The following is a 26,342-nucleotide window of genomic DNA, read 5'->3' as shown; positions in this document are numbered from 1 at the left end:
GGTAAACGGGTTTCCGCCAAATAGCTATAATCAGGCGCAGTTTGCCTGTTCAGCCTTCGCCATGGCCTCAGCCGTGGCATCCAGTACCAGCAGGATCGACGCATGGCGGTTCTTATAATCCCGAGCAGGCATCAGCACCTCAAGCCCGTCAAACGGTGCATCGGGTGCAGGACCGCCATTCTTGAGCATGGCCGCCAACTGATCACGCGCAGCTTCGACCTGCGCCCGCGACGCTCCAATTATTGCATCCCCAACGACCGAGGCAGACGCTTGCCCCAAAGCACAGGCCTTGACGTCCTGACCAAAGGCACTGATCTGACCGTCGCGAACCTTGATGTCGACAGTTACACTCGATCCGCATAAAGGTGAGCGTTTCTTGACGGTTGCATCAGGATCTTCCAGTCGCTCAAGATGCGGAATATCCGCAGCCAGCGCCAGAATGCGCCCGGAATACAGCTTAATCAGGTCGTTCTCGCCGCTCATGGCTTTCCCTCGTCGTGTGTTACCCATACATAGTGGCCAGCCCACCGGATGCAAAAGGTTTTTCAGATGTCTGACCCAGTCGTGTTTGACCCCTCTAAATTGAGATTTAATGAGGCGGGTCTGATCCCGGCGATTGCGCAGGATGAAGCATCAGGCGAGGTTCTGATGATGGCCTGGATGAACGTGCAGGCGGTTGAAAAGACCCTCGAAACCGGGCGGGTAACCTATTGGTCGCGCTCCCGGCAGGCCTTCTGGATCAAGGGCGAAACCTCGGGCCATGTGCAGGAACTGGTGGATTTCCGGATCGATTGCGACCGGGATTGTCTATTGGTTCTGGTCCGTCAAACCGGTGCAGCCTGCCATACCAACCGACGAACCTGTTTTTTTACCGCCGTTCGGGATGGGGTCGAGGCTAAACTGATGGCGCCAATGGAGTAGGGGTCAAAGCCCAACCATTCGGCGTATGTCGCCCGGGCTAGCCCCTTCGGCCCGGTATTTTGAGATCGCGCGGGCATCATCGCGTTTGGCCAGCCGTTTGCCTGCATCATCGCGGATCAGGTCGTGGTGGAAATACTCGGGTGTCGGCAGGTTCAGTAACACCTGCAACAGAACGTGGATGCGGGTCGCGTCAAACAAGTCCCGTCCCCGTACCACCTGTGTTATACCCTGAGCCGCGTCGTCAAGTACGACGGACAAATGATACGACGTCCCCATGTCACGGCGGGACAGAACAACATCACCTATGGTGGTAATCAACTCATCAGGCGAAAAGGTGATAATGCCGGTTTCGCCGCCGGGACCCGAACCCAGCTCAAGAAACTGATACCTGTCGGGGTTGTGGACCGCCTGACACGCCTTGACCACGTCCAATCGCAATGGGTCCTGAGTTGGACGAGGAAGTTCCGATAAATCTTTGCCAACAAACCTTTTTCGACAAGTCCTAGGGTAAACAAGCCCGTCGGGTCCAAGCATGGGTGCGCCTTCCTGCGGCGCACTGGTTGCAGCGGCGATATCTTTGCGATTACACGTGCATGGATACAAAAGACCCTGCGCCCATAGCTGATCCAGCGCCTTGTGGTAAAAGCCCAAACGATCCGATTGGCGCATCACGGGCTCCGGCCATGTCAGCCCCAACCATCTGAGGTCGTGGTAAATCTGATCCTCCCATAGCCGTCGCGAGCGGGATTGATCGATATCCTCAATTCGCAGCAGGAACCGGCCGCTTTCAGAAGCAGCCCGATCGCTGGCAACCAACGCAGAATATGCGTGCCCAAGGTGAAGGGGGCCTGTTGGGGATGGCGCAAAGCGCGTTACGAGAGTCACGCTTTTTCTAATACATACACGTCAGAGTTAAGGTTGATACCGGGCAGGTGGGGGCCGTGTTCACGAAATAACAAACGTGCGGCCCCCATGTCGACCCAATCCGTCAGACGGCAGGTGAATTTATGGTCCGCCAACGCATGATCGTTCAGCGAAAAGCCAAGCAAACCACCCTTGGGCAACGCGTGCATCAACAAATCCAGTGTCTCGGGCGGGGCAGCACCTTTTCCGATCACTCCTATGGCAGTAATCATCGTGTACTCCCCACGCTTCAACGGCGCGGGCTTGGCGATATCGAATCCGGTCAGTGTTCGATAAACGCCCTTGCTGGCGGCTTCCTGAAGCATGTTCTCTGTTGGGTCCATCCCATCGATGACTTCAAAGCCAACAGCGCGCAGAGCAAGCCCCGACAACCCGGTGCCGCAGCCGTAGTCCAGAATTGGGATCTGCGGCTTCGGTGCGAAAGACCACAAAGCCGCTGCTACACGGCCCGGCGTGGCGTAACCGTGTTCACCAACTTCCTTTTCATAGGTTGCAGCCCAGTTCTGATAGTGCGCTTCAGTCGCTTCAGGCGTGCCGAGGTTGTATGTGCTGTTCAGAAACGTGTCGTTCATTCCAGCATGCTAGGCCGAGTCCGCATTACGCGTCCAGTCAGCAATGTTCCAACCAGGTACTCCATTCAGCTTTGGCCCGGTCGGTATAGGCCTTGTACCGGTCTTTACGACCCCGACGCCCGCCTTTCAGGCCATCCACGGGGCGAAACAGGCCGAAATTCACGTTCATCGGCTGAAAGGTCTTGGCCTCGGCACCACCCGTAATGTGGTGAATCAAAGCACCCATTGCGCTGTCTTGCGGAACAGCGGGCAGGTCACGCCCCAAAATCTGAGCAGCGGCAAACCGACCAGCCAGCAACCCCATCGCGGCGCTTTCTACATAGCCTTCCACACCCGTGATCTGTCCAGCAAACCGAATGTTGGGTTTGGATTTCAACCGCATTTGCGAATCCAGAAGCGTGGGAGAGTTGATGAACGTATTGCGGTGAATGCCGCCCAACCGGGCAAAGCTGGCATTCTCCAAGCCAGGGATCATACGGAACACGTCGGTCTGGGCGCCGTATTTCATCTTTGTCTGGAAACCCACGATGTTAAACAAGGTGCCCAATGCGTTATCGCGGCGCAACTGCACCACTGCATGTGGTTTCACGCCGGGCTCATGCGGGTTGGTCAGCCCGACCGGTTTCATCGGACCATGGCGCAGCGTTTCGCGACCGCGTTCGGCCATAACCTCGATGGGTAGACAGCCGTCGAAGTAACCTGCTGCCTCGCCTTCGTGAAATTCGGTTTTTTCTGCTGCCAGAAGCGCGTCTATGAAGGCCTCGTACTGATCCCGGTCCATCGGGCAGTTCAGATAGGCCGTCCGCTCTTCTTCAGTCTCGCCCTTGTCGTAGCGTGATTGCATCCACGCTTTGCTCATGTCGATGCTTTCGGCATAGACGATCGGTGCGATGGCGTCGAAAAAGGCAAGTGCGTCAGACCCTGTCTCGGCCTGGATGGACTGACCCAGCGCGGGCGACGTCAGGGGGCCGGTCGCAAAGATCCACTGGCCATCGCTGGGCAGGGTCGTCACTTCTTCGTCGGTTACCGTCACGCGTGGGTGGGCGCGAAGTTTTGTGGTCACACTTTCTGCAAACGGGTCACGGTCCACAGCCAGCGCGCCACCGGCTGGCAGGCGGTGTTCATCGGCTGTTGTCATGATCAACCCATTGGCGGCACGCATTTCCCAATGCAGCAGACCCACTGCGTTCTGCTCATCATCATCCGAGCGGAACGAGTTCGAGCACACCATTTCCGCCAGATTGCCGGTCTGATGTGCAAAGGTGCCGATGGTCGGACGCATTTCGTGAATCACAACATCCACGCCCATTTCAGCAGCTTGCCAGGCCGCCTCTGACCCGGCCATGCCGCCGCCTACAATATGCAAAACTTGTGTCATGCGATGCCACATAGGGCAGACCACAATCGGGCGCAACTGAGGCAAAGCGGTTTCACGAATTTTATGGAAGGGGTCTTGGGGTCGCCGCTGCGGGATTGTCAGCGCTGGTGAGAGAGACCAGCTGGAGGGACCTTCCGCCCACGGCGACCCAAAAGTGTCCTGAGGCCTTGGCCTCGACCCAGCTTTGCCACAGTGTCGCCCTTTTGGAAAGTGCAAAATTCAAAACAGTGGCGAAAAATGTGCAAAACAATTGCATTATTGGGACCAATTTGGGGGACGTTTTTCGATAAAGGCTGAAATGCCTTCTTCTGTATCCCGATACAGCATGTTCTGCGCCATGACGTCACCGGCATAGGCATAAGCCTGATCCAGCGGCATAAGAAGCTGTTGATAAAACGCCTCTTTACCGATTTTGACAGCGGATCCCAGCTTGGAAGCAACCAGTTCTGCCAGCGCATTGGCTTCGTGTTCAAGACGCGTCTCGGGGACAACGCGGTTGACCAAACCCAAATCGGCAGCACGTTCGGCTGATATGAATTCACCAGTCGTCAGCATTTCAAATGCCTGCTTTCTGGGGATATTGCGGCTGAGGGCCACCATGGGTGTCGAGCAGAACAAACCGATATTGACGCCGTTCACCCCAAACCTTGTGCCTTCCGCGGCGACGGCCATGTCACAGGTGGCTACCAGCTGACACCCGGCGGCGGTTGCAATGCCGTGGACCTGTGCGATGACGGGCTGGGGTAGGGACTGGATCGACATCATCACTTTCGCGCAGCGCGAAAACAGGTCATTGAAATAAGCTTTGCCACCATCTTCGGACTGGCGTCCGGCCGTCATCTGTTTCAAGTCGTGCCCGGCGCAAAAAACCTTACCCTGACCCGCCAGGATCACAGCCCGGATCGACGTGTCTTCACGCAACGTGTCCAGTTCAGCCTGAAACGCCGACAGCATCTCGTCACTCAGCGCGTTCAGCCGCTCTGGGGCGTTCATTGTAAGCCGTGCAACAGCGCCGGTGTCGTTACGTTCCAGAATTGCCATCTTGCCCTCCGATCCCATGTTGGGCCAACTCTAGGTCGGTATGAGCAGGAGGGAAAGCATGGCTTTGGCAATGAACCGGGACGAACTGTCACAATACCTAAAGGAGGTTTTCCCGCAGGTGCATAAAGACTTTGTCGTCGAGGACCTGACCGAAGATACAATCACCATGCGCCTTGTTGTGAAGGATCAGCATCTGCGGCCGGGGGGTACGGTTTCGGGACCATCCATGTTTGGGCTGGCTGATGTTTGTGTATACGCGATGGTTCTGGCGCGAAAAGGGCGTCAATCCCTGGCGGTCACAACGAACAGTTCCCTGGATTTTCTACGCAAACCAGCAGGCAACACGGACATGATTGCTATATGTCGCCTGCTGAAACTGGGCCGGACTTTGGCCGTCGGTGACGTACTTATGTATTCCGATGGCGCGGAAGACCCTGTTGCCAGAGCGACGATGACCTATTCCCTGCCACCTGCAGGGTCCGCGGCCGCGAAATTCGGATAAAAAAGACCGGGGACAAGCCCCGGCCCAGGAAGAGGTCCCAATAATGGGACTGGGGATCAGTTATATCTGCCAAAAATGGCGCTTTACCTCGCGGCGCGCATCATGGCGTGTCAGACCGACGTCTTTCAGCAAGCGGTCATCCAGATAACTAAGATTGACGCGGCTACGGCGACGACGCTCCCATTGAGTGACCGCTGCCGCAAACCGCACGGCCAGTGCAGCGGCCAGAGGCAGCCGGGGGCTGTCGGTCAGCAGCAGAAGGGCGGGGGTGTGCATTGTGCGTGTCATCTCGGAATTCCTTTCAATTGTATTGACACAAATCAGTTGTACTTGGTACACGTGACTGATACATTCGAAATTGTGTCAAAAGCAAAGGAAGAATTGTAATGGATACAATTTGGCCAGAGGCGCTACCGAAATCCAAAGGACCGAAATACACTCTGGTTGCTGACACAATTCGAAAAGCCATAGATAACAAATCTTTGGAAGTGGGCGTCAAACTTCCTCCGGTGCGCGAACTGGCGTATCGCCTGCAAATAACGCCTGGTACAGTCGCGCGCGCCTATACAATCCTGACAGATGAGGGGTTGTTACAAGCCGAAGTCGGGCGTGGTACATTTGTTGCGCCGCCAAAATCGCCCATTCTTGACGACGTTTGGGCGCGGCAACTGCATCTTCGGGACGACAAATACAATGCCAATGTAAGTCTGTTCAGCCCTAGGTTGGCAGATATGGGGCAGGTGTCCCTGATCCGTGAATGTCTGAAAAAGGTGTCGCAAGCCGATCCGGGTTTGTTTCTGAATTACCCGACGCGTGACGCGTACCAGCCCGTGCGACAGGCGGTTGTGGACTGGTTGTCAGACCTTCCGCTGGGCGCACTGACCCATGATGATATTGTGTTGACACATGGCGGCCAGAACGGGCTTTGCGTTGTGTTTCAAACGATCCTGCGCGGGCCCAAACCTGTCGTACTGGTCGAGGACCTGTCTTATGCCGGGTTCCGTCGCGCAGGCGAACTGATGCGCGCGGAAGTGGTCGGTGTGAAGATGGACAGATGGGGTGTCGATCCGGCAGCGTTAGAACATGTTCTGCGCCACACGACAGCGCAGGCCGTCTGCGTGTCGCCAGAAGTTCAAAACCCAACGGGCGCACACACACCGTTGGAGCGGAGGAAAGAGATCGTTGAGATTGCCCGTCGCTTTGATTTGCAGATCATTGAAGATGATTGCTATCGCATGGGCGATGCCCGAGAGCCCAGCTTTCGGGCACTGGCGCCTGAACGGGGATGGCATGTGTCATCAATCTCGAAGATTCTGACACCGGCATTGCGTGTGGGTTTTGCTATCGCCCCCAGAGAAAAAAGTGTGGATCTGCGCCGGTCCGCTGAATACGGATATTTCGGATTGGCCCAGCCCTTGGCGGAATTGACCCGCCTTCTGCTGTCCGATCCGCGTACGCGTCAGATCGCCAAGGATGTGCGCACGCGGATGGGGGATTATCTACGCGTTGCTGTCAATACCCTGGGTGGGTTTGATCTGAACTGGGCCCCGGACGTTCCCTTTGTCTGGCTGAGCCTTCCGTCTGGCTGGCGGTCGGCTGCATTCAGTCGCGCGGCCGAGCGGGAAGGGATACAACTCCGATCCGCCGACGAGTTCGCGCTGCGCGATGGGCGCGCGCCGAACGCGGTACGTATTGCCATGAATGGTCATGTGTCACTGGAACGGTTCGAGGACGCGATGCAGCGCCTGCGTGTTCTATTGGACAATCCGCCTGAACAAATCAGCGTTTGAATATGGGGTAATATAATACCTATTTTCTAAGTATTTGGTTTTACGTGCATAAATAAGACTAATGCCGCTTGACCTGCGTGCAGGCACCTCATAAAACCCGTCCATCGAATTCGGGCCGCTCCGCTGGGGCGGTCTTTCACATCAAACAGGACTATCCTGCCATGAAAACCTTTTCTGCAACACCTGCAGACATCGACAAGAAGTGGATCCTGATCGACGCCGAAGGCGTTGTTCTGGGCCGTCTTGCTTCGATCGTCGCCATGCGCCTGCGTGGCAAGCACAAAGCGTCGTTTACTCCGAACATGGATATGGGCGACAATGTCATTGTGATCAACGCTGACAAAATCCAGATGACCGGCAAGAAGCGCGAAGAAAACTTCTACTGGCACACTGGCCACCCGGGCGGCATCAAATCGCGCACCAAACAGCAGATCCTGGATGGCGCACACCCCGAGCGTGTTGTCTTCCAGGCCGTCAAGCGTATGCTGCCAGGCAACCGCCTGTCGCGCCAGCAGATGACCAACCTGCGTATCTATGCCGGTGCCGAGCACCCGCACGAGGCCCAGGCCCCCGAAGTTCTGGACGTCAAGTCCATGAACAAGAAAAACACCCGGAGCTAATGACCGATGGTTGATCAGATCAATACTCTCGAAGAGCTGAGCGCCGTCGCAGGCGTTGAAACCGTGGCCGAAGAAGTGATCGTACGTGAACCCGTACGTGACGAGCTGGGCCGCTCCTATGCCACTGGCAAGCGTAAAGATGCTGTTGCCCGCGTTTGGATCAAGCCGGGTTCCGGCAAAGTCACCGTAAACGGCAAAGATCAGGACGTCTATTTTGCACGCCCCGTTCTGCAGCTGATCCTGCGCCAGCCGTTCCAGGTTGCCGGCGTAGAAGGTGAATTCGACGTTGTTGCAACCGTCAAAGGCGGTGGCCTGACCGGTCAGGCCGGTGCGGTTAAGCACGGCATCTCGAAAGCGCTGCAACTCTATGATCCGAACCTGCGTGGCGCACTGAAAGCCGCTGGCTTCCTGACCCGCGACAGCCGCGTTGTGGAACGTAAGAAATTCGGTAAGCGCAAAGCCCGCCGTTCGTTCCAGTTCTCGAAGCGCTAACGCTGAACGACAAAAAAACTCTTGTAAAACAAACGGCTGCAAGATTTTGCGGCCGTTTTTTATTGTTAGCAGATTGTTAGCAGCACACTGATATCATTGACGTCTTGGTTTAGCGAAATTAGCATAATTTTAGCGTTTGCAGCATTGGAGAAACGGGCAGGGCGTGGCTTACTACAAAAATAGACAAGAACACTACGATGGTGCGCTCTTGTTGTTTCAACGCAATCTAGACGTAGCCGTTCCCAACTCAAAAACACATCGCGCTGCAAGCTGGTACATGCGGCTAAAGATAGCTGGGCAAAAAGGCTACTACACCCGCAGCACTAGGCGCACGAAGTACGAAGAAGCGTTTGTTCATGCACAAGCTGAGTTCTTGCGTTTGCAGCAGGCTGCAAGGATGGGACACAGCTTAGACGAATACACTTTTGAACGACATTGGAACGATTGGTATGAGCGCAACGTAAGTAATGAAACTTGGGCTGAAGCACGCGCACGCTGGCACAAGATGTATTTTAATCGTTACTTCAAAGACTATTTTTCCAACAGCGACGGAACTTCAAAACTTCTCAACGAAATCACCCCGCAGTATGCGCATGGCTATTGGGATTGGAGAAAGTCGTATTGGACAAGAGACGAGGCAAAAAAGCTACTCAGCTACAATCCAAAAAGGCGAGGTAGCAAAACTCGTGGCACAGCAAACGCCAAGCGTTTACCCGCATTGAAAACGCTGCAAATGGAGCAAAACGCTCTTAACCAAATCTTCCATGATGCCTTTGAGAAGGGCCGCATGCAGCAAGTGTTTAAACTGCGTGTTGCGAAAAAAGGAGAAGCACCAAACAGGCGTCCGGCCTTTGATAGTGAGAGAGAACGGAAGATGTTATCTCAGAACTTTCGACGCTACAGAGAATGCAAAGGTCGGTTTGCAAGTACGGGTTTGAACAAATGGCATGTCCTGCACCGTGCCCAACTCTCATACTTCGTTTTGTTCCTAATGCACAGTGGGTTGCGTGTTGGTGAAGCGCGAGAAATGAAGTGGGTCGATGTGCAACTTAATGAAGAAGTAGATGGGGAAGATGAGCGTATTGCTGAGGTGCGCGTGAGCAAAGCTACGAAAAAGGGAATAACGCGGCTCGTTCAAACTCAGCCCGGCGCAAACGAAGCGCTTATTAAATGGAAAGAACTTTCGCCGCACACCTCTGAAAGTGATTGGGTTTGGTTTGGTCAACAACTTGATGCTGACGGCAAAGCAAAACAGATTGGGGATTTAAACAAGAGTTTTCAACGCGTTCTGCGAGAGATTGAAATTGACGATAGGGAAGGTGGTTTACTTTTTGACAGGGACGGTGACAGGCGCAGCTTATACAGCTTGCGCCACACCTATGCGACAGTACGGTTGGAGAAAGGCGATGTGAACGTTTACGACTTGGCGCTGAACATGGGGTGTGAGGTTAAGCAGATCGAAAAGCATTATTCCCATGTCACATCTAAGTCGCGCAGGTCACAGATCACTCAGACAAAACGGAAAAAGCGCAAAGATGCAGCAGATTCTGGGGCTGCTATGCAAGATGATGCGTTCTTAAAAGAAGCAAGTAGGCGTTACAATGCAGGCGAACTGACTAAAGAAGCGTTTTTGGAAATTGCAAATTCTTCGCAAAAGAATTCAGTATGACCAACAACCACTACCGAAAAAGATCTTCCCTTTTTTTCGACCTGTGTACGTTCGCGTAGTACACAGTACCCGAGCGTATTGCACCAGGTCCTCGGCTGTTGGCTAGGTAAGTACCAAAACTAAAGTAATTCTTGTTGGACCTTTTGCCGTCTTCATTGATGTTGTTCGGATCAAGATTCGGGCCGCGATGTGTTAGTTTGCGATCACCATCAATGTAAACTTCAATGACGCCGTTGCCACTGTCACTCCAATTCACAAACATTTCGACACGGGTCCATTTACCTTTAACAGTCGGCATTTCAACGATTTTCTTAACCGCGACCCCGTCACAGTCGTGGTTTTCCCGCGTGCCTACGCTCTTGAAGGTAACCAAAAACAGAGCGTTTCCGTGACCGGGGCGAGTCCAGTGTCCCACTGCAGCATGTGGGCAGCGTTCTGATTTCCATTGCGCAAAGATATTCCACGCCGATTTTTGCTGCCCTTGTGTTGGATAGCTTTGAGGAATCAAAATATCAAAGCCGTACCAGACAGGACTGGGTTGTGGAAAAGCGCTGTAGAATGATTTTCCATTTTTCTTTTCTCTAAGCTCGCTTCGCACGCTGCCGTAGTCGCAATCCCCCTTGCCGCTGCTATCTGGAAGTTTTTTGGATTTGCACTCGCCGCCGTAGATTGAGAATGAATGCACATACTTTGCGTCGATACCCTCAACCTTTTTGAGTTTTTTGTATGACTTGGGAAGATTTTGTTGTTTCTGTTTGAAACTGTCGAAGTCAACGTCTGCGGTGACTAGTGTCGGGCTGAATAAGGCAAGGGCTGCAGAAATGAGAAATGCTCGAATAAACATATAACATCCTGATATTATGTAACAATGATGCTAGCTGAAACATATGAACTAGCAAACCTATTTTTTGTGAGATTGAGCAGAGCAAAAGAGCTTTGCGGTTCATTCAGTTTTGAGCTCAGAGCACATTTTGGGGAGCTACAAGTGAGAGGATTCACAGGTAGAGAAAGCGTGCAAAATGACTGCAATCAACCGCCGGTTAGTACGAGCGTGTGGTGTACAGATGATGCTATACCCGCTGTTAAACATAAAGATGATTTTTGGGCGTTTGTAGAAGCTGGCCGTAAGCTGGGTGATTTGCACGTAAACTATGAGAGTGCGGAAATGCATCCAGTTACAATTGCTGAGGGCGACCTGCGCTTGGCTAATATAGACGATCCCGTAAGCTACTTCCGTGTCGAGCAGATGCGTTATGGCGGTAAACGCGGCAGTGACAAGACAACGCTTCACTACAACAACAACATCACGCTCGTCGACATACCGCTTGCGGCATATGAATATGTTGTAAATGGCAAGCCAGCGTTGGATTGGGTTGTTGAGCGGCAGCGTGTGAAAACCGATCCCAAAAGCGGAATTGTGAACGACGCGAACGATTACGCGAACGAGACAATGCAAGACCCTGCTTATCCGCTAAAACTGTTTCAGCGTGTCATAACGGTAAGTTTGGAAACGATGAAATTGGTGCGGAGTTTGCCTAAGCTGGAGCTAAAGGAAGTCTAAGGCGATTGTGGTATAACGATCATCAAGAACTCTGACATAGTTGATCGGCGATTAAGTCCGAGCCGACTTGCCTAAAGCAGTTCTATCGCGTTGCGAAGCTTGCTTTCGTTGTAGTCAATGTAGCGTTGAGTGGTGCTAATGTCTTTGTGTCGGGCAAGTGCTTGTATGACCCGGACGTTTACCCCCTTGTCAGCAAGCTCGGTCAAAAACTGTCGGCGGCCACTGTGGCTGCTGGCACCTTTGACGCCTGCAAGTTCGTAAAACCGAGCAAACAGGTTGACGATGGTTTGAGCGCTGAACCCGCCGCGCTTGGCGCTAAAAATTAGCGCTGCTTGCGGATTCTTGATGTGGCGAGGGTAGGTGGCAGCGTATTTGGCGAGGATTTTGGCAAGCCGCTTGCTTACTAGCACGGTGTTTGCTTCGTCGCCTTTGGTTTGTCCCGCTACTAAGAACAGCGTGTCGCGCACTTGTCCTTGTACATCGTATACGTCGCCAACTTTCAGTCCTGCTATCTCGCACGCACGAAGACCGGCAAAAAAACTGAGTGCAAAAATTGCACGGTTTCTTGACTTGTACCGATGTGCGTCGATTACCGCATATACGCGCTTTCGTTCTACCTCTGTCAGTAACTTGGCTTGTTTCATAACTCACCTAAAATGTGTGGTTTCGTTGTAATGTATTGTAAATTCACACATTTTGGCGGACGACCGAAAATTTAACTCAAGTTAAGCCTTTGGCCGCAAATGGAAAATTTCAGAAATATTAGAGATTATACAATTCATAACATTTTCGGTTTTGGCGTTTTTGCCGGAACGACGGACAAAATGCTGTGCTGTTCCTGCAAGTAAGCTTCCAAGCTGGCTATCACCTCTCGCAGTGTACCGATTTCTGAATCGACTATGCTGCCTACGTGCTTTTTGCGTAGATGGGTCAGCGCAAGTTTGATCTGAGCAGTTTGGAGACAAGCAATGGCTGCTTGTGCGCTGAGATCACTGTTGCTGTTTTTCTGGACGGCAAACCAGCTTCGGCTTCGTCGGCACCAGTCCTGGCTGAAGTCCTCAGCAGATTCGACCAGAGCTTCAGCTTTAAGATCAATGTAAATTTTCTCCATCAGTAACATATGGGTTCTCCTTGATAATTTGGGTTTTGTTGAAAAAGGTTTTTATGTTGATGCTCTGCATCAACAGCCGGCACTGTTCATAGCTTCGCTCTCGCTTCGCATTCACAGCATCAGCCTTTTTGGGTTTTCAGGCAAAATGTCTGAAAAAAAATTTCAGTTTGTTTGAAGGGCTTTATTCTGAGCAAACAGATCGCGCCTGTCTTTGGCACGATCCAGTTGCGCGGCTTTATTCGTCGCTTAACAGGCTACACTCACCAAACCTTAAAGGAAGAGCAGGTTTTGCTATCATCTCTATTACTGGGCATCATACGCACGCGCTGGAGCTGGTGTAGCGAAGCTAAACCCAGCGCGATGACGGGTACTGCAATGCAGCGCGTCGGTCCGTCTCACTAAAATTCACGCATTGCTGCGCTACAACCACTACGACAACAATAAACGCAGTTCCGCATAGGCAGCGCGTTTTAGGCATCCTGCGCGCGATGGCAGGGTAGATTGTTGAAGCGGACAACTGAAAAGTCCGTTTGCTACCGTCTCACATCAGAACGGGTTCACAGCACAATAATATCCGGCGTGCTAACCTTTCGATCAGTTTGTAACGAAGGAAGGCTTGTGCCTTAGCTTCTTAATGTATTTACCACGTTCAGGCAGAAGGGGCGTGATTACCGGAATATTTCGGCTTTTTGGGCCTACTCGGTTCAGCAACACGCACGGGCTTCGTAGGTGGCTTGGGATCAAGCTCAGTTTCACGTTTCTTAGCCTTGCGTCTATTCGCTGCAGTGGTGCTATCCTGTTCTTGCAGTCTCACTCCCTCAATGCAGTAGTCAGCGGTATCTAGCAGCCACTGTGTAACTCGCACCTGTTCATGCTTGGGCAGCGTGCCGAAATCCTTGCGTAACTCGAAAATGGTTTTCTTAATTTCTCTTAACGACATGTTGTACCTCCTCAAGCTATTTAGCTTGAATGAGCTAAGGAGTTTCGTTTGCGTGGATTTTAGTGAGCACGCCCGAGAATTACTCCATTATTTGCCTAGACATGTGGGCTTAATCGATCAGAAAAAAGTAGCGGCCGTTAAGTAATCAAACGGCTTTCGTAGCTTGGTCGGTCAGTGCGTAGGACACACTCATCACAAAAACAGCTGTTCTCGCAGGACGCGTTCGATCACTGGTCCGAGCCCGCTCGCTGCCGCAGCCACTACTACGGAACGTTTTTTCGCAATCACAACCAATACGGGCGTGCACCGCCGCATGAACATTGATAAGTTGCCCGCGATTTGATGAGGGTACAGAGCGTGACGACTTACGACATAAGGATCAAAAACTGCAACAGCATTGATGAAGCGAATGTTCAAATCGAGAAAAACCGGCTGAATATTAAGTACGGGCCCAACGGACTGGGAAAAAGCACTATTTCGAAAGCGATAGCTGGGCACATAAGCGGCGATGGCAGTTTGAAGGACTTGCTCCCTTTCAAGTTGCGTAAAGTTAAAAACTCAACTTTGCCTTCGGTAGATGGTACCGGCGACATTCAATCAGTTCTGATTTTCAATGAGGATTACGTTAATCAATTCGCGTTCCAGCAAGACGAAGTTGTACAGAACAGCTTCGAAATATTCATAAAGACCCCAGAATACGATACCGCAATGGACGAAATCACAGCGTCCTTTGATGGAATAAGAAAAGCATTCCTGAAAAGCGAAGAGATTGAGCAGACAACCAAGGACTTGAAGGACCTTAGAGACGCATTCGGAAAGGCCAACAAAGACGGGACAATTTCGAAAAGCAGCAAAGTTCTCAAAGCTTTCGGCTCCGGCAATAAAATAGACAACATTCCTGATGAACTTTTACCTTTCGAGACCTTCATCAAAGGTGAAAAGCCCTCAAAATGGATCGGATGGCAGATCAAAGGAAACGAGTTCATGCAGGATGGCGACACCTGTCCTTACTGCGCCACAGAACTGCCAACGCAAGAGCAAAAGAACACGGTGCAAGCAGTTTCCCAACAATACAACGCGACCGCGGTTGATCATCTGAACAACCTAAAAGCGGTTATTGAACGACTTGGGAAATACTTCAGTTCAGCATGTCAGGAAAATTTGGAAAAAGTTGTAAATGCAAAAATCGAGCTGACAGCGCCGCAGGAGAGCTTTCTCAGTAGCCTCAAGACTTCGATCACCGCACTTATCGAACAACTTGATGGTCTCCGAACAATTTCCTTTTTTTCGCTTCGCGACGTTGATGAAATTGACGCCAAACTCCAAGGACTAAAGATCGACCTCGGTATGATCGATAAGTTGGACTCTGAGGAAACGAGAAAGGTCACAGACCCGATCAACGCTCAACTCGAAGAACTCTTAAAGAAAGTCGGCATTCTGAAAGGGCTGGTTGGCAGACAAAAAGCTAAAATCAAAAAAGCCATCGAAATAAACCAGTCCAGCATTAACGGCTTTTTGAAGTCGGCAGGCTATCGCTATTCTGTGTCGATTGTGCCTGAGCCTGACTCTTACAAGATGAAGCTCGAGCACGAAGACCTCAACGAGCATATCGAGATGGCGGGTCGGCACTTAAGTTTTGGCGAAAGGAACGCATTTGCGTTGGTGCTTTTTATGCATGAAGTAAACAGTAAAAGACCCGACTTAGTCGTCTTAGATGACCCTATTTCATCCTTCGACAAGAACAAGAAGTTTGCAATTATGCATGAACTTTTTCGTGGAAAAGGTAGTTTGCGAGACTGCACATCAGTAATGTTGACCCATGATATCGAACCTGCGATTGACGTCGTCAAAAGTACGGCAGGGCTTTTCGCGGGATCAAATCCTCAAGCCACTTTCCTTTCATCAAAGCAAAACGTAGTTTCCGAAGTAGCTATCACGAAAGGTGACATCAAAACTTTCGGACAAATCTGCAATGAAATTGTATCGGGCGAAGCTAATCCACTGATCAAAGCGATCTATCTACGCCGACATTTCGAGATCGCGAACAACGTGGGGTTGGAGTACAATCTCTTGGCCAGTCTTTTGCACAAGCGAGCAGTGCCAACGCTTCAAGATTCAAGTGGATCGCGAGAAATGACAGTTTTGGAAAAAGCGGAAGCAGAAACCGCCGTCAGTGGTAGAATTGAAAACTTTGACTACGATCAACTCCTGGTTCAGCTGAACGACACCAACGAAATGATTGATCTGTACCATTCGACAGAAGTGGGTTACGAAAAAATTCAGTTGTTTCGGCTTATTAACGGTCGTCACGACGATGATGTGATTTCTAAGTTTATCAATGAGTCGTATCACATTGAAAATGAATACGTGATGCAGCTAGATCCGCGGGTATTTGACAGCATTCCTGAGTATGTTGTGAAAGAATGTGACAGGTTGCTTCCAACAGTGGTCAAGGTGGCCTAGCACGCGATCAACTCTTACACACTTGCCACGAAATGCGCTGACGCACCATGAAACGTGAAGCTAAGCTGAAAAAAATACACGAGCAGCTTACACGTGGAAAAATCGTGCAAAATCGCCAGTTGCGAACTTGGTTGACCGCTGAAGAGTATTCACGGTTTGAGGAGGATTGGCGCGAACAGATTGAACTGCGTCAGTACTTAAAAAACAAACCCAAGCAAATCTTGGAGTATGAAAAGCGGTTAAAGCGTGCGAGTCTCACATACGGCAGAGCGGACAGTTTTAGCGGGCGGGGTCGCCACAAAGCAGCACAAAAATTGCTCGACCAAGCCGAAACCGAGTTTGAGCGCCTCGCTGAATTCCTGTCTGAAATACTAGAAGGTGATGCGACCTTAGATCATTGGTTCGACAGAGAAGCACGTTTTGACGCCACCAATACACCGCACAGCAGTTCTGAGAATTTTCCCCGCGTCATCACTTCCCGCAGCCTAGAAAATCAAGGTGGCGGGCATTTGACGGGAATGAAGACAAAGCGCCAAACCAAGATCGATGCTGTAGAAAGAGCATTAGAATCCATGCAGCATAAAGACGAGGATGATGCGGCGAAGTTTGCGGAACGCATGTCAGTTGCACGTAAGCTAAAGAAGCTCGCGTCCGATTAAAAAACGCGCTGTGGCGCTCAAAGAAGGTCATACAGCGCCCATAAGCAACTAATACGCTATGTGCACCGTTCAGGCTGGATTGTTTGATTGTATGTTGGGCAAAATACGTTTTTGTGTTTGGCGTAAGGGTTTGTTTTTGGTCGCTAATATTAGAAAGAGACAGCAAAATTGTGTTCAATGCACAAGGAGTGAAGCATGTCTAATCTATCAAAACTCGCCATTAAATCCGTTGTCCGCACCAAAAACCAAGACCCAACGCGTCAGCGTAGGTTGAAGCTCGTGGCTGCTTTGGAAGAGCAAATGAAAGTAGCGGATGCAGCCCTAAAAAGAGAAGACTACACGGTTGAACGTAAAGCTTGGGTAAAAAACGAAGCTGGCGAAAAAGTGCTTGTTGATCGCATGTGCAAGGTTCGAGCATGGTTTTTTGAACAAGACGGTGGGTGGTATGTGCAGTGCAAATACGGAAACAAAGCGCTCGCACTGGCGGGCGGCAATGCAGTTTTGGTAAAGGCGCTGAAAGACGTGAAAGCTGCGTTGGTGACTTTGAAGGCAGCTGCTGAGGCTGGTGAGTTAGATGAAGTCATTGAAAATACGATAAAAAAGCGCGAGAAAGTGGAGGCGCAGTTTCAACGTAATCGTTAGCAGTTTATTAGCAGAATTTTATTGATACTGTAGCTTATCGTAAAATATATAAAAATTAGACGTTCAGGTTAGCGAAGCGTTAATTCGCCGGGAATACCCAAAAGAAAGGGCTCGCACTTGCGAGCCCTTTTGCTTTGCGCGGGTCAGGGATTCATTCTTCGTAAACGAGTTTCCACGCACCGTTTTCAACAACGTTGACGAACACAGTATCCGCGCCCTGATGGTCTTCAGGACCATAGGTTATGTGGTTGCCAACCAGATCGTCCTGATAATCCAGCGTTTCCATCGCTGCGATGAAACTGTCCTGCGTCAGATCAGGGCCTGCGGCCTCCAACGCCTTAACCATCATTTCAGCCGCCGAATAACCCAGCATGGCAAATCCGACCGGATCTTCGCCTGTGGCTGCCTTGTATTCCTCGATAAATGCGGTCGGGGCAGGTTGATCCGCACGCGCCCAAAGATCCTGCCACGAAGCTGCCGCGTAGAATCCATCGGTCACGCCACCGGGCACCTGCGCCACGACCGTCAGGAAACTGGCCGAGGTGCCGAGAAATTTCATATCGGTCAGACCCATTTTCTTAGCGGTGCCCACGACAGTGATCGCCTGCCGCACCCCAAGCGCCATGGTGACGATATCACAACCCTCTTCCTTGAGCTTGCTCAGCGATCCAACGAAATCCGTCTCATCCGGTTTATGGGTGGTTTCTGATCCAAAAGTGAGCCCGGCTTCTTCGGCTCCGGCCTTGCTGCCTTCTAGAATTTCCTCACCAAAATCTGTCGGCAGGTACATGGTGCAGACCGTCTTTGAGCCAAACTCGCCAGCCAGATAGTTCACACCGACACGCGCCTGATCGAAATAGGTCGAGAAGGAGGTGAACTTGTTCCGCATGGGTTCCTGCAACATCTGACGCGCAGCTGTAAGAGGCGCTACGTTGGGAATGCCTTTGGGATCCAACAGCTTGAACCCTGCCATGTTCATCGGCGTGCCAAGCGATTGCAGCATGGCAAATACCTTGTCGCGATTGAGCAGTTTGTTATAGCCCTGCATCGCACGTGGCATCTGATAGCCGTTGTCTTCGACCACGTAACGAATTTTTCGCCCGTGCACGCCACCGGCTGCATTCACCCGATCAAAGACGACATTTGCACCTTTGGTTGCCGGAACACCCACTGCGGCGAATATCCCGCTCAGGTCGTTGACAGAACCAATGACAATCTCATCATCGGTCACGCCCTGTGTTTGCGCCCAACCAAGTGTTGCCGATGCTGTCAGCAGTGATGCAGCCGCCAGACTGTTGCGTAATTTCTTCATCTCTTTCCTCCCGTTAATCTTTTGGTCAAGTGTACATGTCTTCGATCAGATGCCCGTGTTTCTTTTCAACCAGTCCGCGTTTCAGCTTCATCGTGGCTGTAAGCTCGTCGTCTTCAGCGGTCAGCAGGACGTCAATCAGACGGAAATCTTTGATCTGTTCGACCCGCGCAAATTCTGCATTCACTGCGGCAATTTCCGAACTGATCAACTGCCTGATTTCCGGTGCCGCGCATAGCGAGGCAAAATTCGAGAAGGGGATTTTATGGCCCTGCGCGTATTTTTCGACATTTTCCTGATCAATCATGATCAGTGCCGTCAGAAATTTGCGCCTGTCCCCGATGATGATTGCGTCCGCGATATAATGACTAAACTTAAGGCGGCTTTCGATCTCGGCTGGGGTGATGTTCTTACCACCTGCGGTGATGATGATATCCTTCAGGCGGCCCGTGATGGTGACATAGCCATCCTTATCTATTGTTCCCATATCCCCGGTACGCAGCCAGCCATCGGCGGTGAAGGTTTCTACCGTCTTCGCGTTGTTGCGCCAGTATCCCTGAAAAATGTTCAGGCCCTTTAGTTGGATTTCGCCATCGTCCGAGATGCGAATGTCGCACCCTTCGACAGCTTTGCCTATGGTTCCGATCTTATTGCTGTCTATGGTGTTGAGCGTGGCGAGGCCCGAAGTTTCGGTCATCCCGAACCCTTCCACCAACGACACGCCGATGGACCAGTACCATTTCAGCAGATCGGTCGAGATTGGCGCGGCGCCTGTTCCGCCTCGTCGCAGTTTGTCCAGACCCAACATTCGGCGCAGGTTTTTCAAAACCAGCTGATCCCAGAACCAGAATCTGGTGGCGACGCCGTATGGAACTGGTTGGCCTGCGCTCAGATATCCGGCACGGCGCGCACCAGTTTTTAATGCCAGGCCGAATGCCAGCCGCCCCAAAGGCGTGGCTTCCTGTGTCAGGATCTGGACGTGTGAGTAGATCTTTTCCCAAACCCTTGGCACCGCTGTGAAGGTTGAGGGCGAAACCTCCTGAAGGTTTGCGAAAACAGTTTCAGGGCTTTCGGCAAAATTGACAGTGCAGCGGGCCGCCAAGGGGAAATAGACCGAAACATCGCGTTCCAGAATGTGACACAGAGGCAGGAAACACAGCTGTTCATCGCTGGGCAGCGCTGGCAGCACCCGTGCAGCGGATTCGATGGCGGCCAGGATGTTTTCATGGCTAAGCATTGCGCCTTTCGGCTGACCGGTTGTACCCGACGTATAGACCAGCAAGGCAATGTCCTGCGGTTTGGCCAATGCGATTTCCGCTTCGAAGCGCCCGGGCTCGGCCAGTTCCGCCTCTTGGCCCAAGGCGAACAACTCGTCGATCATCATGCAGCGCGGATGGTTCAGGTCATGCAGCCCTTCGTCCTCGAGGATGATCACCTTGATCAGATCGGGAGCCTCGGCCTCAATTCCCAGAAACTTGTCCAGATGCTCTTCATCCTCGACAATCAGAAACCTGGTGCCGCTGTCGTTGACCAGGTATTGCAACTGACTGGCGGAATCCGTGGTATAGACGCCGGAAGCGATACCGCCAACGCCCTGAATGCCCATGTCGAGCCATGCCCATTCCTTGCGGTCCTCGGACAGGATTGAGACCACGTCGCCGCGTTCCAGTCCCAGCTTGCGCAAGGCCAGCCCGATCCATTTGGCATGCTGCCAGTAATCGGCCCAGGAATAGGATCTCCAGATACCCAGGTCTTTTTCGCGATGCGCCGTTCGGCTGCCCAGTTCGGCACATCGGCTTTGGAACAACTCTGCAATGGTGATGCAGCCATCAACGCGTACCGGGCGCTGCCCTGCCGTTGCGTTGAACTGAACGCCGTTTATCATGACCTGAGGGGGTAGGGGCGTGGCGTCCATCCGTCTTACCTCCACGTCTTTTTCCGCTTCCAGCGGCGGCTTTCGCGCGCGCCTTCTTCCTGTTTTCCAAGATAAAAGCTCTGAATATCCTCGGATTGCAAAAGCGCGTCCGCGGCACCGTCCATGACGATGCGACCCACCTCCATGACATAGCCATGATGTGCCAGTTCCAACGCCGCATTGGCATTCTGTTCAACCAGCAACATTGTCATGTTCTGTTCTTCGTTCAGACGTTTGAGAATGCCGAAGATCTCTTGCACCAGCAGAGGGGACAGTCCCAGAGACGGTTCATCCAGCAACATGATACGAGGCCGGGCCATCAATCCGCGCCCTATGGCCAGCATCTGTTGCTGTCCGCCCGAAAGGGTTCCGGCCTCTTGCGACCGACGGTTTTTCAGAATCGGAAAATAACGGAAGACCAGCTCACGATCCTGTTCGATCTGGTCTTTGTCTTTGCGGGTGTAGGCGCCGAGACTTAGGTTTTCATCAACCGTCAGCAGTGGAAAAACTTCGCGCCCTTCCGGGATGTGAACCACCCCGCGCTGGACAACCTTGTGCGGTTCCCAGCCCTGAATGTCGCCGCCATCAAAGGTGATTGTTCCCTTTTCCGGGTCCATCACGCCAGAGATGGTTTTCATCAATGTGGTCTTGCCCGCGCCGTTTGCGCCAAGGATCGACACGATTTTCCCTTCGTGAACATCCAGCGAAACGCCCCGAATGGCCATAATGGGGCCATAAAAACTTTCGATATTGCGGACTTGCAAGATCGGGGCGTTCATGAGGCTTTCCCCAGATATGCCTCGATCACGGCTGGATGCGATTGCACGTCTGCCGGAGACCCGAGGGCCAGCTTTGCCCCATCTGCCATGGCCAGGACCCGGTCGGACACGCCCGATACCAATCCCATGTCGTGTTCGACCATCAGCACGGTAATTCCTATTTGGCGCCGGATATCGTCGATCCACCAGCGCATATCGGTCGTCTCTTCCACCGACAGTCCCGAGGCTGGTTCATCCATCAACAGCAGCTTGGGATCGGTCGCCAGGGCACGTGCTACTTCGACCACTTTGCGTACGCCATAAGGCAGCCCTGAAATCATCTTGTCGCGATAGGCCTGCAGGTCGAGGAAATCGATGATCTGTTCGACTTTTTCCCGGCTCTCCAACTCTTGCCGTCGGACCGCAGGGGTGAACAAAAGTTCTGAAATCAAGTTCGTTGTCCGATGCCTGTGTCTTCCGACCAGTAGATTTTGCAGGACAGTTGCGTGTTCGAACAGCTCGATATTCTGGAAGGTTCGCGCCACCCCAAAGGCAGCCACGCCAGACGGTTTAACCTGAAGCAGATCGTGACCATCAAACCGGATCGACCCTGAAAACGGTTCGTAAAAGCGCGAGATCAGATTGAAGACCGTCGATTTGCCCGCGCCATTCGGCCCGACTATGGCAAAGACTTCGCCCTGCTGAACCTCGAAGGACAAGTTGTCCACGGCTGTCAGACCACCAAATTTCAGGGTAACGTTTTCAAATTCCAGCAAGTTCATCTCAGACGCTCCGTCTTGAGATAGGATTTCTGCCGTTTGAACATGTCCTTGCGATAGAAAGGAAACAGTTCGAACCAGGTGCGGATTTTCAGCCAACGACCATAGATGCCCATGGGTTCGAAAAGGATGAAGCCGATCAGGATCATGCCAAAGATGCCGAACTCCAGCCCCGGAATGGCAACGGTGTTTCCGCCGATGATCGCGCCGACATATTCCTTTGAAATCGATAGAAACTGCGGCAAAAACCCAATCACAATCGCGCCCAGAAACGCGCCGTGGATCGAACCCAGCCCGCCAATAACGATCATCATCAGCAATTGGATCGAGATCAGGACGCTGAAGGTTTCGTTGTTAAACGCACCGGCAAACAGCCCCATTAACGCGCCGGCCCAACCTGTAACCGCACAGGACAGGGCAAATGAAATCATCTTTGTTCGCGCGATATCGATACCCATTGCCTGCGCCGAAACCTCGGAGTCGCGCACGGCGATGAAGCTGCGTCCCAAAGGGGCACGCAGCAGGTTTACGTAACCCAACGTGACCAGAATGGTGACAGACAGAACCAGCCAGAAAAAAAGATCAGGCGTCCCCCAGCGGTCAACCGTAAGGCCAAAGACCTCGACCCCGCCGATATATTTACCCGCGACACCACCAGTGATCGGCTCGGACAGAACAATGATGTCATCCATCAGGATGGACAGCGCCATTGTAAAGATCGCCAGGTAGATACCATGAAGCCTCAGGGCAGGGACTGCGACGGTCACGCCCGCGATCCCGGTCAGAATTCCGGCCAGCGGAAACGCGACCAGAAAAGGCGCGCCTGCCTCAATCAGGGCCACGTTGGCGTAACAGCCGAAGGCCAGAAAGGCCGCATGGCCCAGACTGACTTGCCCTGTATGTCCAGTCAGGATCATCAGACCCAGACCAGCAATGGCCCAGATCAGAACGTTTGTCAGTTCACCCAGATAGAAATCGTCCAGCACGAGAGGCGCAGCCGCGACGACAAACAGAAGAAGCAGATAAAGGCGCAACTGGAACCCGTCTTTCCACGGGCGGATATCCTGCATGTAATCGGTTTTGAAAACAATACGCATGGCTCAGACTTTCTTGACCCGGACCTGACTGAACAGCCCGTTTGGTCGGAAGATCAGGACGGCAAGCAGCAAAGCGTATGGCGCGACCTGGCTGTAGCCTGCCGCGATGTACCGGCTGGCGAATGGCTCGATAACGCCTACAATCAGCCCTCCGGCCAATGCACCCGGCAAACTGCCGAACCCGCCGATCACGGCCGCGGCAAAAGCCTTGATGCCCAGCAATCCGGTTGTCGGATCCACAGCACCTTTTGCAGCAAAGAGAATTCCGGCAATTCCCGCAACACTTCCGGCCAGAGCCCAGACCCATCCCTGAACACGCCTGACGGGAATGCCCATGTAATAAGCTGCCAGCTGGTTTTGCGAGGCGCCCTGCATCGCCAGCCCCATTTTGGTGCGGCTAAAGAAAACATAGAGTGCCCATGTCAGCAGCACCGTGACGACGATTATCGCGACATCTTCCATCCCCAGCACAAGACCGCCCATGCGCACTTCTTTGCCCGCAAGCGGGTTCTGCAGCGTTTGCGGCTCGTGCCCCCAGATCAGACCGGCAATGAAACGGATCACAAAGCCCAAAGCAATGGTCAGTATGACAACGGCGGTCTGGCTTTCACCAAACAGGCGGCGAATGATAAGGCGATCCAGAAGATAACCGAGCGCGGCCATTATTCCCAATGATACCGGCAGAGCGAGCCAGAACGGCAACCCCATATATTCGGTATTTGTCAGGCCGATGGTCACAAATGCGCCCAGCATCATGAAATCGCCCTGAGCAAAGTTTACCGCTTCGGTCGCCTTGTAGATCAGAACAAAGCCAAGTGCGATCAGGCCGTAGACACACCCGTTCGCCAGCCCGCTAATCAGCAGCTGCGCGTTATCCACACTGTCCTCCCTCCACCGGTTTTCCCGCGTCTTGTTCCGCCCGCGTATATCCTCCGGTAACGCAGGTGAGTTCTACTATGGGGTGATAATCACCTTTCCGTCACTCTTTTTCAGCGCGTCAGCCAGATTCGGCACAAGATTTTCAAGCGTAAGGTGTTCGGAAACATCCGTTTTCCAGCGACCATCGGCAAAGCGGGCCTGAACTTCGGCCACAACCCGCATCTGGTCAGCGGGCGGTGTCGACATCATCCATTGCGTCAGCCAGAAACCTTCGATCCGTTTTCCCATGAAGATCAGCTGACCTGTCTGAAAAAGCGTTGGCGCTTGGGTCGAAAGTTTGCCGTAGCTGACCCAGCGCGCCCGGTTTGGCATGGTGCAGAACAGTTTCTCGGACAGTTGATCCGTCACCGCATCAAGGAAGACCCGAGGTTTCAGCGTGGCGCTTATCGCGGCAAACTTCTCGACGACTTCAGGATCGGACGTCACAAGCACTTCGGCTGCTCCAAGACTTTTCAGCATTTCGACTGTCTCGGCCCGGCGCACCAGCGCGATGGGTTTCAACCCCAGATCACGCCCGAGGCTGCACATCAGTTTTCCCAACTGGCTGGACGCAGCGGATATCACAAATGCATCGCCGTCTTCCCTTGCCATGTCCACCATCGCCATCGCGGTAAGCGGGTTGACGATTTGCGCGGCCCCGTCATCATCTGAAATATCCGGACGCAAGGGGATGCACATTTGCATCTGCGTCACGACGTATTCCGCCCAAGCACCGGATCCAGCGGCCACGAAAGCGACACGCAGCCCCTTCAGCGCCTCGGCACCTTTTCCGGTTGCAACGATGTCGCCACAGCCTTCGAATCCGGCCGCGGCACCTTTGACGCGCGGCTGGCCATATTCACCCTTGATAAAGTGGAGGTCGGACGGATTGACCGACGACGCGCGCAGGCGGATCAAAACCTGACCGGGGCCGGGATTGGGAACGGGCAGTTCCGCTGCTTCAAGCCAATCAGCCGCATCCTCGATGACTGGTCCGGTCGAAGTGTCCGAGTACCCGCCGTGTTTCAGGATAGCAGCTTTCATTATTTTGGGCAGGTCAGTCATGGGATCATCCTCTAGATGGCGTGTTCAAAGCGCACACCTGTCTAAACAGGAAACTGCCGACTGGTGACATTGAGCGCGGATATCGTGTCGGAGCAGCCAATCAAATGCCGCACACTGGGTCAATTCAGAGAAACGATAACGTAAGGGCACGCCCGAAAAATAGGCGTGAGGGGTAGGGGCCGGGAACGGGCTACCGGCCCCTTCTTTGTTATTGCTGCGTCAACAGCGCGGTCAGTTCCTGAATCTTCAAGGCGATGGTTTCAGGCGACTCTTTAATGTCATTTACGATCTTGATCGCCTGTTCTTTCAGATCCGTGGCCAATGTGCTGTCCTGAATCGAGGTCATGATGCCTTCATAGTCGAAATTGGTGGCGTCCAGCTTGCCTTCCTGAATCCAGGAGTTCAGCAATTCCTGTCCCTGACCCGCCAGCGCCGCCACCTGATCACCGGCCTGCTGTGCTGCCTCGGATGCTTGTTCCGCGACAGACGAAGCCGCCTCGCTGGCTTGATCGGCAACCGACGATGCGGCTTCCTGAGCCTGTTCGGTAAAGGATGAAGCTGCCTCGCTGGCCTGTTCTGTTGCGTCTTCAAGCGCGTCAGTCGCAGCTTCCTGAGCGGTTGCCGCGGCATCAGCCACTGCATCGCCCGCCTCCTGCGTTGCGGATTGCACTTGTTCAGCCGGGGTTTGTTCGGACTGGTTGAGATAGTAGTAACTACCAACACCGACAGCGGCGATGATGATCAGGATAAGAATACGCGACATGTGTGTCTCCTTTGGAAAATGTGTCGCCGGGATGCGTTAAATATAGCGGATATACAAAGGGGAATTCCTGTGAATTCTCAGCAGAATAGAGGTTTGAGCCGGGCTACGCTGATTGCACTCGAATTCACGGCAAGAACACGCCGGGCGACCTAGGCCACTACAGTTTCTGACAACGGACCACTTGCAATTTTGCTGAGAACCCAGATCCGACCGGAAGACGTTTTCTAACGGCTTTCGATATTGGAATTGTGGCGGAGAGACAGGGATTCGAACCCTGGGTGGGCTTGCACCCACAACGGTTTTCGAGACCGCCCCGTTCGACCACTCCGGCACCTCTCCGCGGGGGTCTGTGAGGGGGGGATTTAGTCAGGAACGAACGGGGGTGCAAGCAGAAAATTCCGGAAATCGTGAATGCCGGGATTTTCCGTTGCCTGCCAGCGTAAAACACCTACT

The 26,342-nt window shown here is 52.8% G+C and carries 28 protein-coding genes and 1 tRNA gene; 10 read left to right on the top strand and 19 right to left on the bottom strand.

Translation table 11 applies throughout. From position 1 onward, the window contains the following. Window positions 1-30 precede the first annotated feature (30 nt). On the bottom strand, window positions 31-483 hold the full coding sequence (locus tag ACR0JI_RS11330) for an iron-sulfur cluster assembly scaffold protein (protein WP_480472689.1): 453 nt from the start codon (window positions 481-483) through the stop codon (window positions 31-33). 48 nt (window positions 484-531) lie between these two features. Between ACR0JI_RS11330 and hisI the strand changes: the two genes are divergently transcribed. Next, window positions 532-921: a phosphoribosyl-AMP cyclohydrolase gene (gene hisI, locus ACR0JI_RS11325; RefSeq protein ID WP_480472690.1), complete on the top strand. Its 390-nt coding sequence runs from the start codon at window positions 532-534 to the stop codon at window positions 919-921. A 3-nt stretch (window positions 922-924) separates the two neighbouring features. On the opposite strand, the gene gluQRS is transcribed toward hisI, so the two are convergent. The 4 genes from gluQRS to ACR0JI_RS11305 form a co-directional block, all read right to left on the bottom strand. Continuing rightward, window positions 925-1,806 carry a tRNA glutamyl-Q(34) synthetase GluQRS gene (gluQRS, locus tag ACR0JI_RS11320; RefSeq protein WP_480493202.1) on the bottom strand — a complete coding sequence of 294 codons (882 nt, stop codon included), beginning with the start codon at window positions 1,804-1,806 and terminating at the stop codon, window positions 925-927. Then, window positions 1,803-2,417 carry a class I SAM-dependent DNA methyltransferase gene (locus ACR0JI_RS11315; RefSeq protein ID WP_480472694.1) on the bottom strand — a complete coding sequence of 205 codons (615 nt, stop codon included), beginning with the start codon at window positions 2,415-2,417 and terminating at the stop codon, window positions 1,803-1,805. Before ACR0JI_RS11315 ends, gluQRS begins: the two co-directional genes overlap by 4 nt. 37 nt (window positions 2,418-2,454) lie before the next feature. Further along, window positions 2,455-3,795: a methylenetetrahydrofolate--tRNA-(uracil(54)-C(5))-methyltransferase (FADH(2)-oxidizing) TrmFO gene (gene trmFO / locus ACR0JI_RS11310; RefSeq protein ID WP_480493200.1), complete on the bottom strand. Its 1,341-nt coding sequence runs from the start codon at window positions 3,793-3,795 to the stop codon at window positions 2,455-2,457. Between the two features lie 255 nt (window positions 3,796-4,050). Next, window positions 4,051-4,836 carry an enoyl-CoA hydratase gene (locus ACR0JI_RS11305; protein ID WP_480493199.1) on the bottom strand — a complete coding sequence of 262 codons (786 nt, stop codon included), beginning with the start codon at window positions 4,834-4,836 and terminating at the stop codon, window positions 4,051-4,053. Between the two features lie 58 nt (window positions 4,837-4,894). On the opposite strand from ACR0JI_RS11305, the gene ACR0JI_RS11300 reads away from it, so the two are divergent. Beyond that, window positions 4,895-5,338, top strand: a complete 444-nt coding sequence (locus tag ACR0JI_RS11300; RefSeq protein WP_480472700.1) for a PaaI family thioesterase — start codon at window positions 4,895-4,897, stop codon at window positions 5,336-5,338. 60 nt (window positions 5,339-5,398) lie between these two features. Here ACR0JI_RS11300 and ACR0JI_RS11295 read toward each other — a convergent pair whose 3' ends face one another. Then, complete coding sequence (locus tag ACR0JI_RS11295) at window positions 5,399-5,626, bottom strand: DUF1127 domain-containing protein (RefSeq protein WP_480472702.1); 228 nt, start codon at window positions 5,624-5,626, stop codon at window positions 5,399-5,401. 98 nt (window positions 5,627-5,724) lie between these two features. On the opposite strand from ACR0JI_RS11295, the gene ACR0JI_RS11290 reads away from it, so the two are divergent. The 4 genes from ACR0JI_RS11290 to ACR0JI_RS11275 all read left to right on the top strand — a co-directional run bounded on the left by ACR0JI_RS11290 (window position 5,725) and on the right by ACR0JI_RS11275 (window position 9,909). After that, window positions 5,725-7,128 (top strand): aminotransferase-like domain-containing protein, encoded by a 1,404-nt coding sequence (locus tag ACR0JI_RS11290; RefSeq protein WP_480472704.1) that lies wholly within the window; start codon window positions 5,725-5,727, stop codon window positions 7,126-7,128. 161 nt (window positions 7,129-7,289) lie between these two features. Continuing rightward, entirely contained in the window at window positions 7,290-7,748 is a 459-nt protein-coding gene (gene rplM, locus ACR0JI_RS11285) for a 50S ribosomal protein L13 (protein ID WP_480472706.1), read from the top strand. A gap of 6 nt (window positions 7,749-7,754) precedes the next feature. After that, window positions 7,755-8,240 (top strand): 30S ribosomal protein S9, encoded by a 486-nt coding sequence (gene rpsI, locus ACR0JI_RS11280; RefSeq protein WP_209503959.1) that lies wholly within the window; start codon window positions 7,755-7,757, stop codon window positions 8,238-8,240. A 163-nt stretch (window positions 8,241-8,403) separates the two neighbouring features. Next, window positions 8,404-9,909 (top strand): tyrosine-type recombinase/integrase, encoded by a 1,506-nt coding sequence (locus ACR0JI_RS11275; RefSeq protein WP_480493197.1) that lies wholly within the window; start codon window positions 8,404-8,406, stop codon window positions 9,907-9,909. 10 nt (window positions 9,910-9,919) lie between these two features. Here the strand turns inward: ACR0JI_RS11275 and ACR0JI_RS11270 are convergent, their stop codons facing one another. Continuing rightward, window positions 9,920-10,753, bottom strand: a complete 834-nt coding sequence (locus tag ACR0JI_RS11270; protein WP_480493195.1) for a heparin lyase I family protein — start codon at window positions 10,751-10,753, stop codon at window positions 9,920-9,922. A gap of 24 nt (window positions 10,754-10,777) precedes the next feature. On the opposite strand from ACR0JI_RS11270, the gene ACR0JI_RS11265 reads away from it, so the two are divergent. Continuing rightward, a complete protein-coding gene (locus ACR0JI_RS11265; RefSeq protein ID WP_480493192.1) occupies window positions 10,778-11,470 on the top strand; it encodes a type ISP restriction/modification enzyme in 693 nt (230 codons plus the stop codon). 71 nt (window positions 11,471-11,541) lie between these two features. On the opposite strand, the gene ACR0JI_RS11260 is transcribed toward ACR0JI_RS11265, so the two are convergent. The 3 genes from ACR0JI_RS11260 to ACR0JI_RS11250 form a co-directional block, all read right to left on the bottom strand. Next, complete coding sequence (locus tag ACR0JI_RS11260) at window positions 11,542-12,114, bottom strand: tyrosine-type recombinase/integrase (RefSeq protein WP_480493190.1); 573 nt, start codon at window positions 12,112-12,114, stop codon at window positions 11,542-11,544. Window positions 12,115-12,248: 134 nt separating this feature from the next. After that, on the bottom strand, window positions 12,249-12,590 hold the full coding sequence (locus ACR0JI_RS11255) for a DUF6626 family protein (protein ID WP_480493188.1): 342 nt from the start codon (window positions 12,588-12,590) through the stop codon (window positions 12,249-12,251). 640 nt (window positions 12,591-13,230) lie between these two features. Continuing rightward, the gene (locus tag ACR0JI_RS11250; protein WP_480493186.1) at window positions 13,231-13,521 is read right to left on the bottom strand and encodes a hypothetical protein; all 291 of its coding nucleotides are present in this window, start codon (window positions 13,519-13,521) and stop codon (window positions 13,231-13,233) included. Window positions 13,522-13,878: 357 nt separating this feature from the next. Here ACR0JI_RS11250 and ACR0JI_RS11245 point away from each other — a divergent pair, with 357 nt between their 5' ends. The 3 genes from ACR0JI_RS11245 to ACR0JI_RS11235 all read left to right on the top strand — a co-directional run bounded on the left by ACR0JI_RS11245 (window position 13,879) and on the right by ACR0JI_RS11235 (window position 17,285). Next, window positions 13,879-15,984 (top strand): AAA family ATPase, encoded by a 2,106-nt coding sequence (locus tag ACR0JI_RS11245; RefSeq protein WP_480493184.1) that lies wholly within the window; start codon window positions 13,879-13,881, stop codon window positions 15,982-15,984. A gap of 47 nt (window positions 15,985-16,031) precedes the next feature. Next, complete coding sequence (locus ACR0JI_RS11240; protein WP_480493182.1) at window positions 16,032-16,643, top strand: hypothetical protein; 612 nt, start codon at window positions 16,032-16,034, stop codon at window positions 16,641-16,643. 195 nt (window positions 16,644-16,838) lie between these two features. Next, complete coding sequence (locus tag ACR0JI_RS11235) at window positions 16,839-17,285, top strand: hypothetical protein (RefSeq protein ID WP_480493180.1); 447 nt, start codon at window positions 16,839-16,841, stop codon at window positions 17,283-17,285. A gap of 151 nt (window positions 17,286-17,436) precedes the next feature. Here the strand turns inward: ACR0JI_RS11235 and ACR0JI_RS11230 are convergent, their stop codons facing one another. The 9 genes from ACR0JI_RS11230 to ACR0JI_RS11190 form a co-directional block, all read right to left on the bottom strand. After that, a complete protein-coding gene (locus ACR0JI_RS11230; protein ID WP_480493178.1) occupies window positions 17,437-18,597 on the bottom strand; it encodes an ABC transporter substrate-binding protein in 1,161 nt (386 codons plus the stop codon). 25 nt (window positions 18,598-18,622) lie between these two features. Continuing rightward, on the bottom strand, window positions 18,623-20,509 hold the full coding sequence (locus ACR0JI_RS11225; protein ID WP_480493177.1) for an AMP-dependent synthetase/ligase: 1,887 nt from the start codon (window positions 20,507-20,509) through the stop codon (window positions 18,623-18,625). 5 nt (window positions 20,510-20,514) lie between these two features. Continuing rightward, window positions 20,515-21,288, bottom strand: a complete 774-nt coding sequence (locus ACR0JI_RS11220) for an ABC transporter ATP-binding protein (RefSeq protein ID WP_480472712.1) — start codon at window positions 21,286-21,288, stop codon at window positions 20,515-20,517. Then, window positions 21,285-22,049 carry an ABC transporter ATP-binding protein gene (locus ACR0JI_RS11215; RefSeq protein ID WP_480472714.1) on the bottom strand — a complete coding sequence of 255 codons (765 nt, stop codon included), beginning with the start codon at window positions 22,047-22,049 and terminating at the stop codon, window positions 21,285-21,287. The genes ACR0JI_RS11220 and ACR0JI_RS11215 overlap by 4 nt, the downstream gene beginning before the upstream one ends. Then, window positions 22,046-23,143, bottom strand: a complete 1,098-nt coding sequence (locus ACR0JI_RS11210) for a branched-chain amino acid ABC transporter permease (protein ID WP_480472716.1) — start codon at window positions 23,141-23,143, stop codon at window positions 22,046-22,048. Before ACR0JI_RS11210 ends, ACR0JI_RS11215 begins: the two co-directional genes overlap by 4 nt. Before the next feature lie 3 nt (window positions 23,144-23,146). After that, a complete protein-coding gene (locus tag ACR0JI_RS11205) occupies window positions 23,147-24,022 on the bottom strand; it encodes a branched-chain amino acid ABC transporter permease (protein WP_480472718.1) in 876 nt (291 codons plus the stop codon). A 75-nt stretch (window positions 24,023-24,097) separates the two neighbouring features. Further along, window positions 24,098-25,126 carry an alcohol dehydrogenase catalytic domain-containing protein gene (locus tag ACR0JI_RS11200; protein ID WP_480493176.1) on the bottom strand — a complete coding sequence of 343 codons (1,029 nt, stop codon included), beginning with the start codon at window positions 25,124-25,126 and terminating at the stop codon, window positions 24,098-24,100. Window positions 25,127-25,334: 208 nt separating this feature from the next. Then, window positions 25,335-25,889 (bottom strand): hypothetical protein, encoded by a 555-nt coding sequence (locus ACR0JI_RS11195; RefSeq protein ID WP_480472722.1) that lies wholly within the window; start codon window positions 25,887-25,889, stop codon window positions 25,335-25,337. Window positions 25,890-26,138: 249 nt separating this feature from the next. Next, a tRNA-Ser gene (locus ACR0JI_RS11190) sits at window positions 26,139-26,228 on the bottom strand. Window positions 26,229-26,342 lie beyond the last annotated feature (114 nt).

It is taken from the genome of Ruegeria sp. N10 (assembly GCF_056531545.1).
Note: the sequence above shows the minus strand (reverse complement) of the source record. Positions and strands in the feature narration are given on the sequence as shown.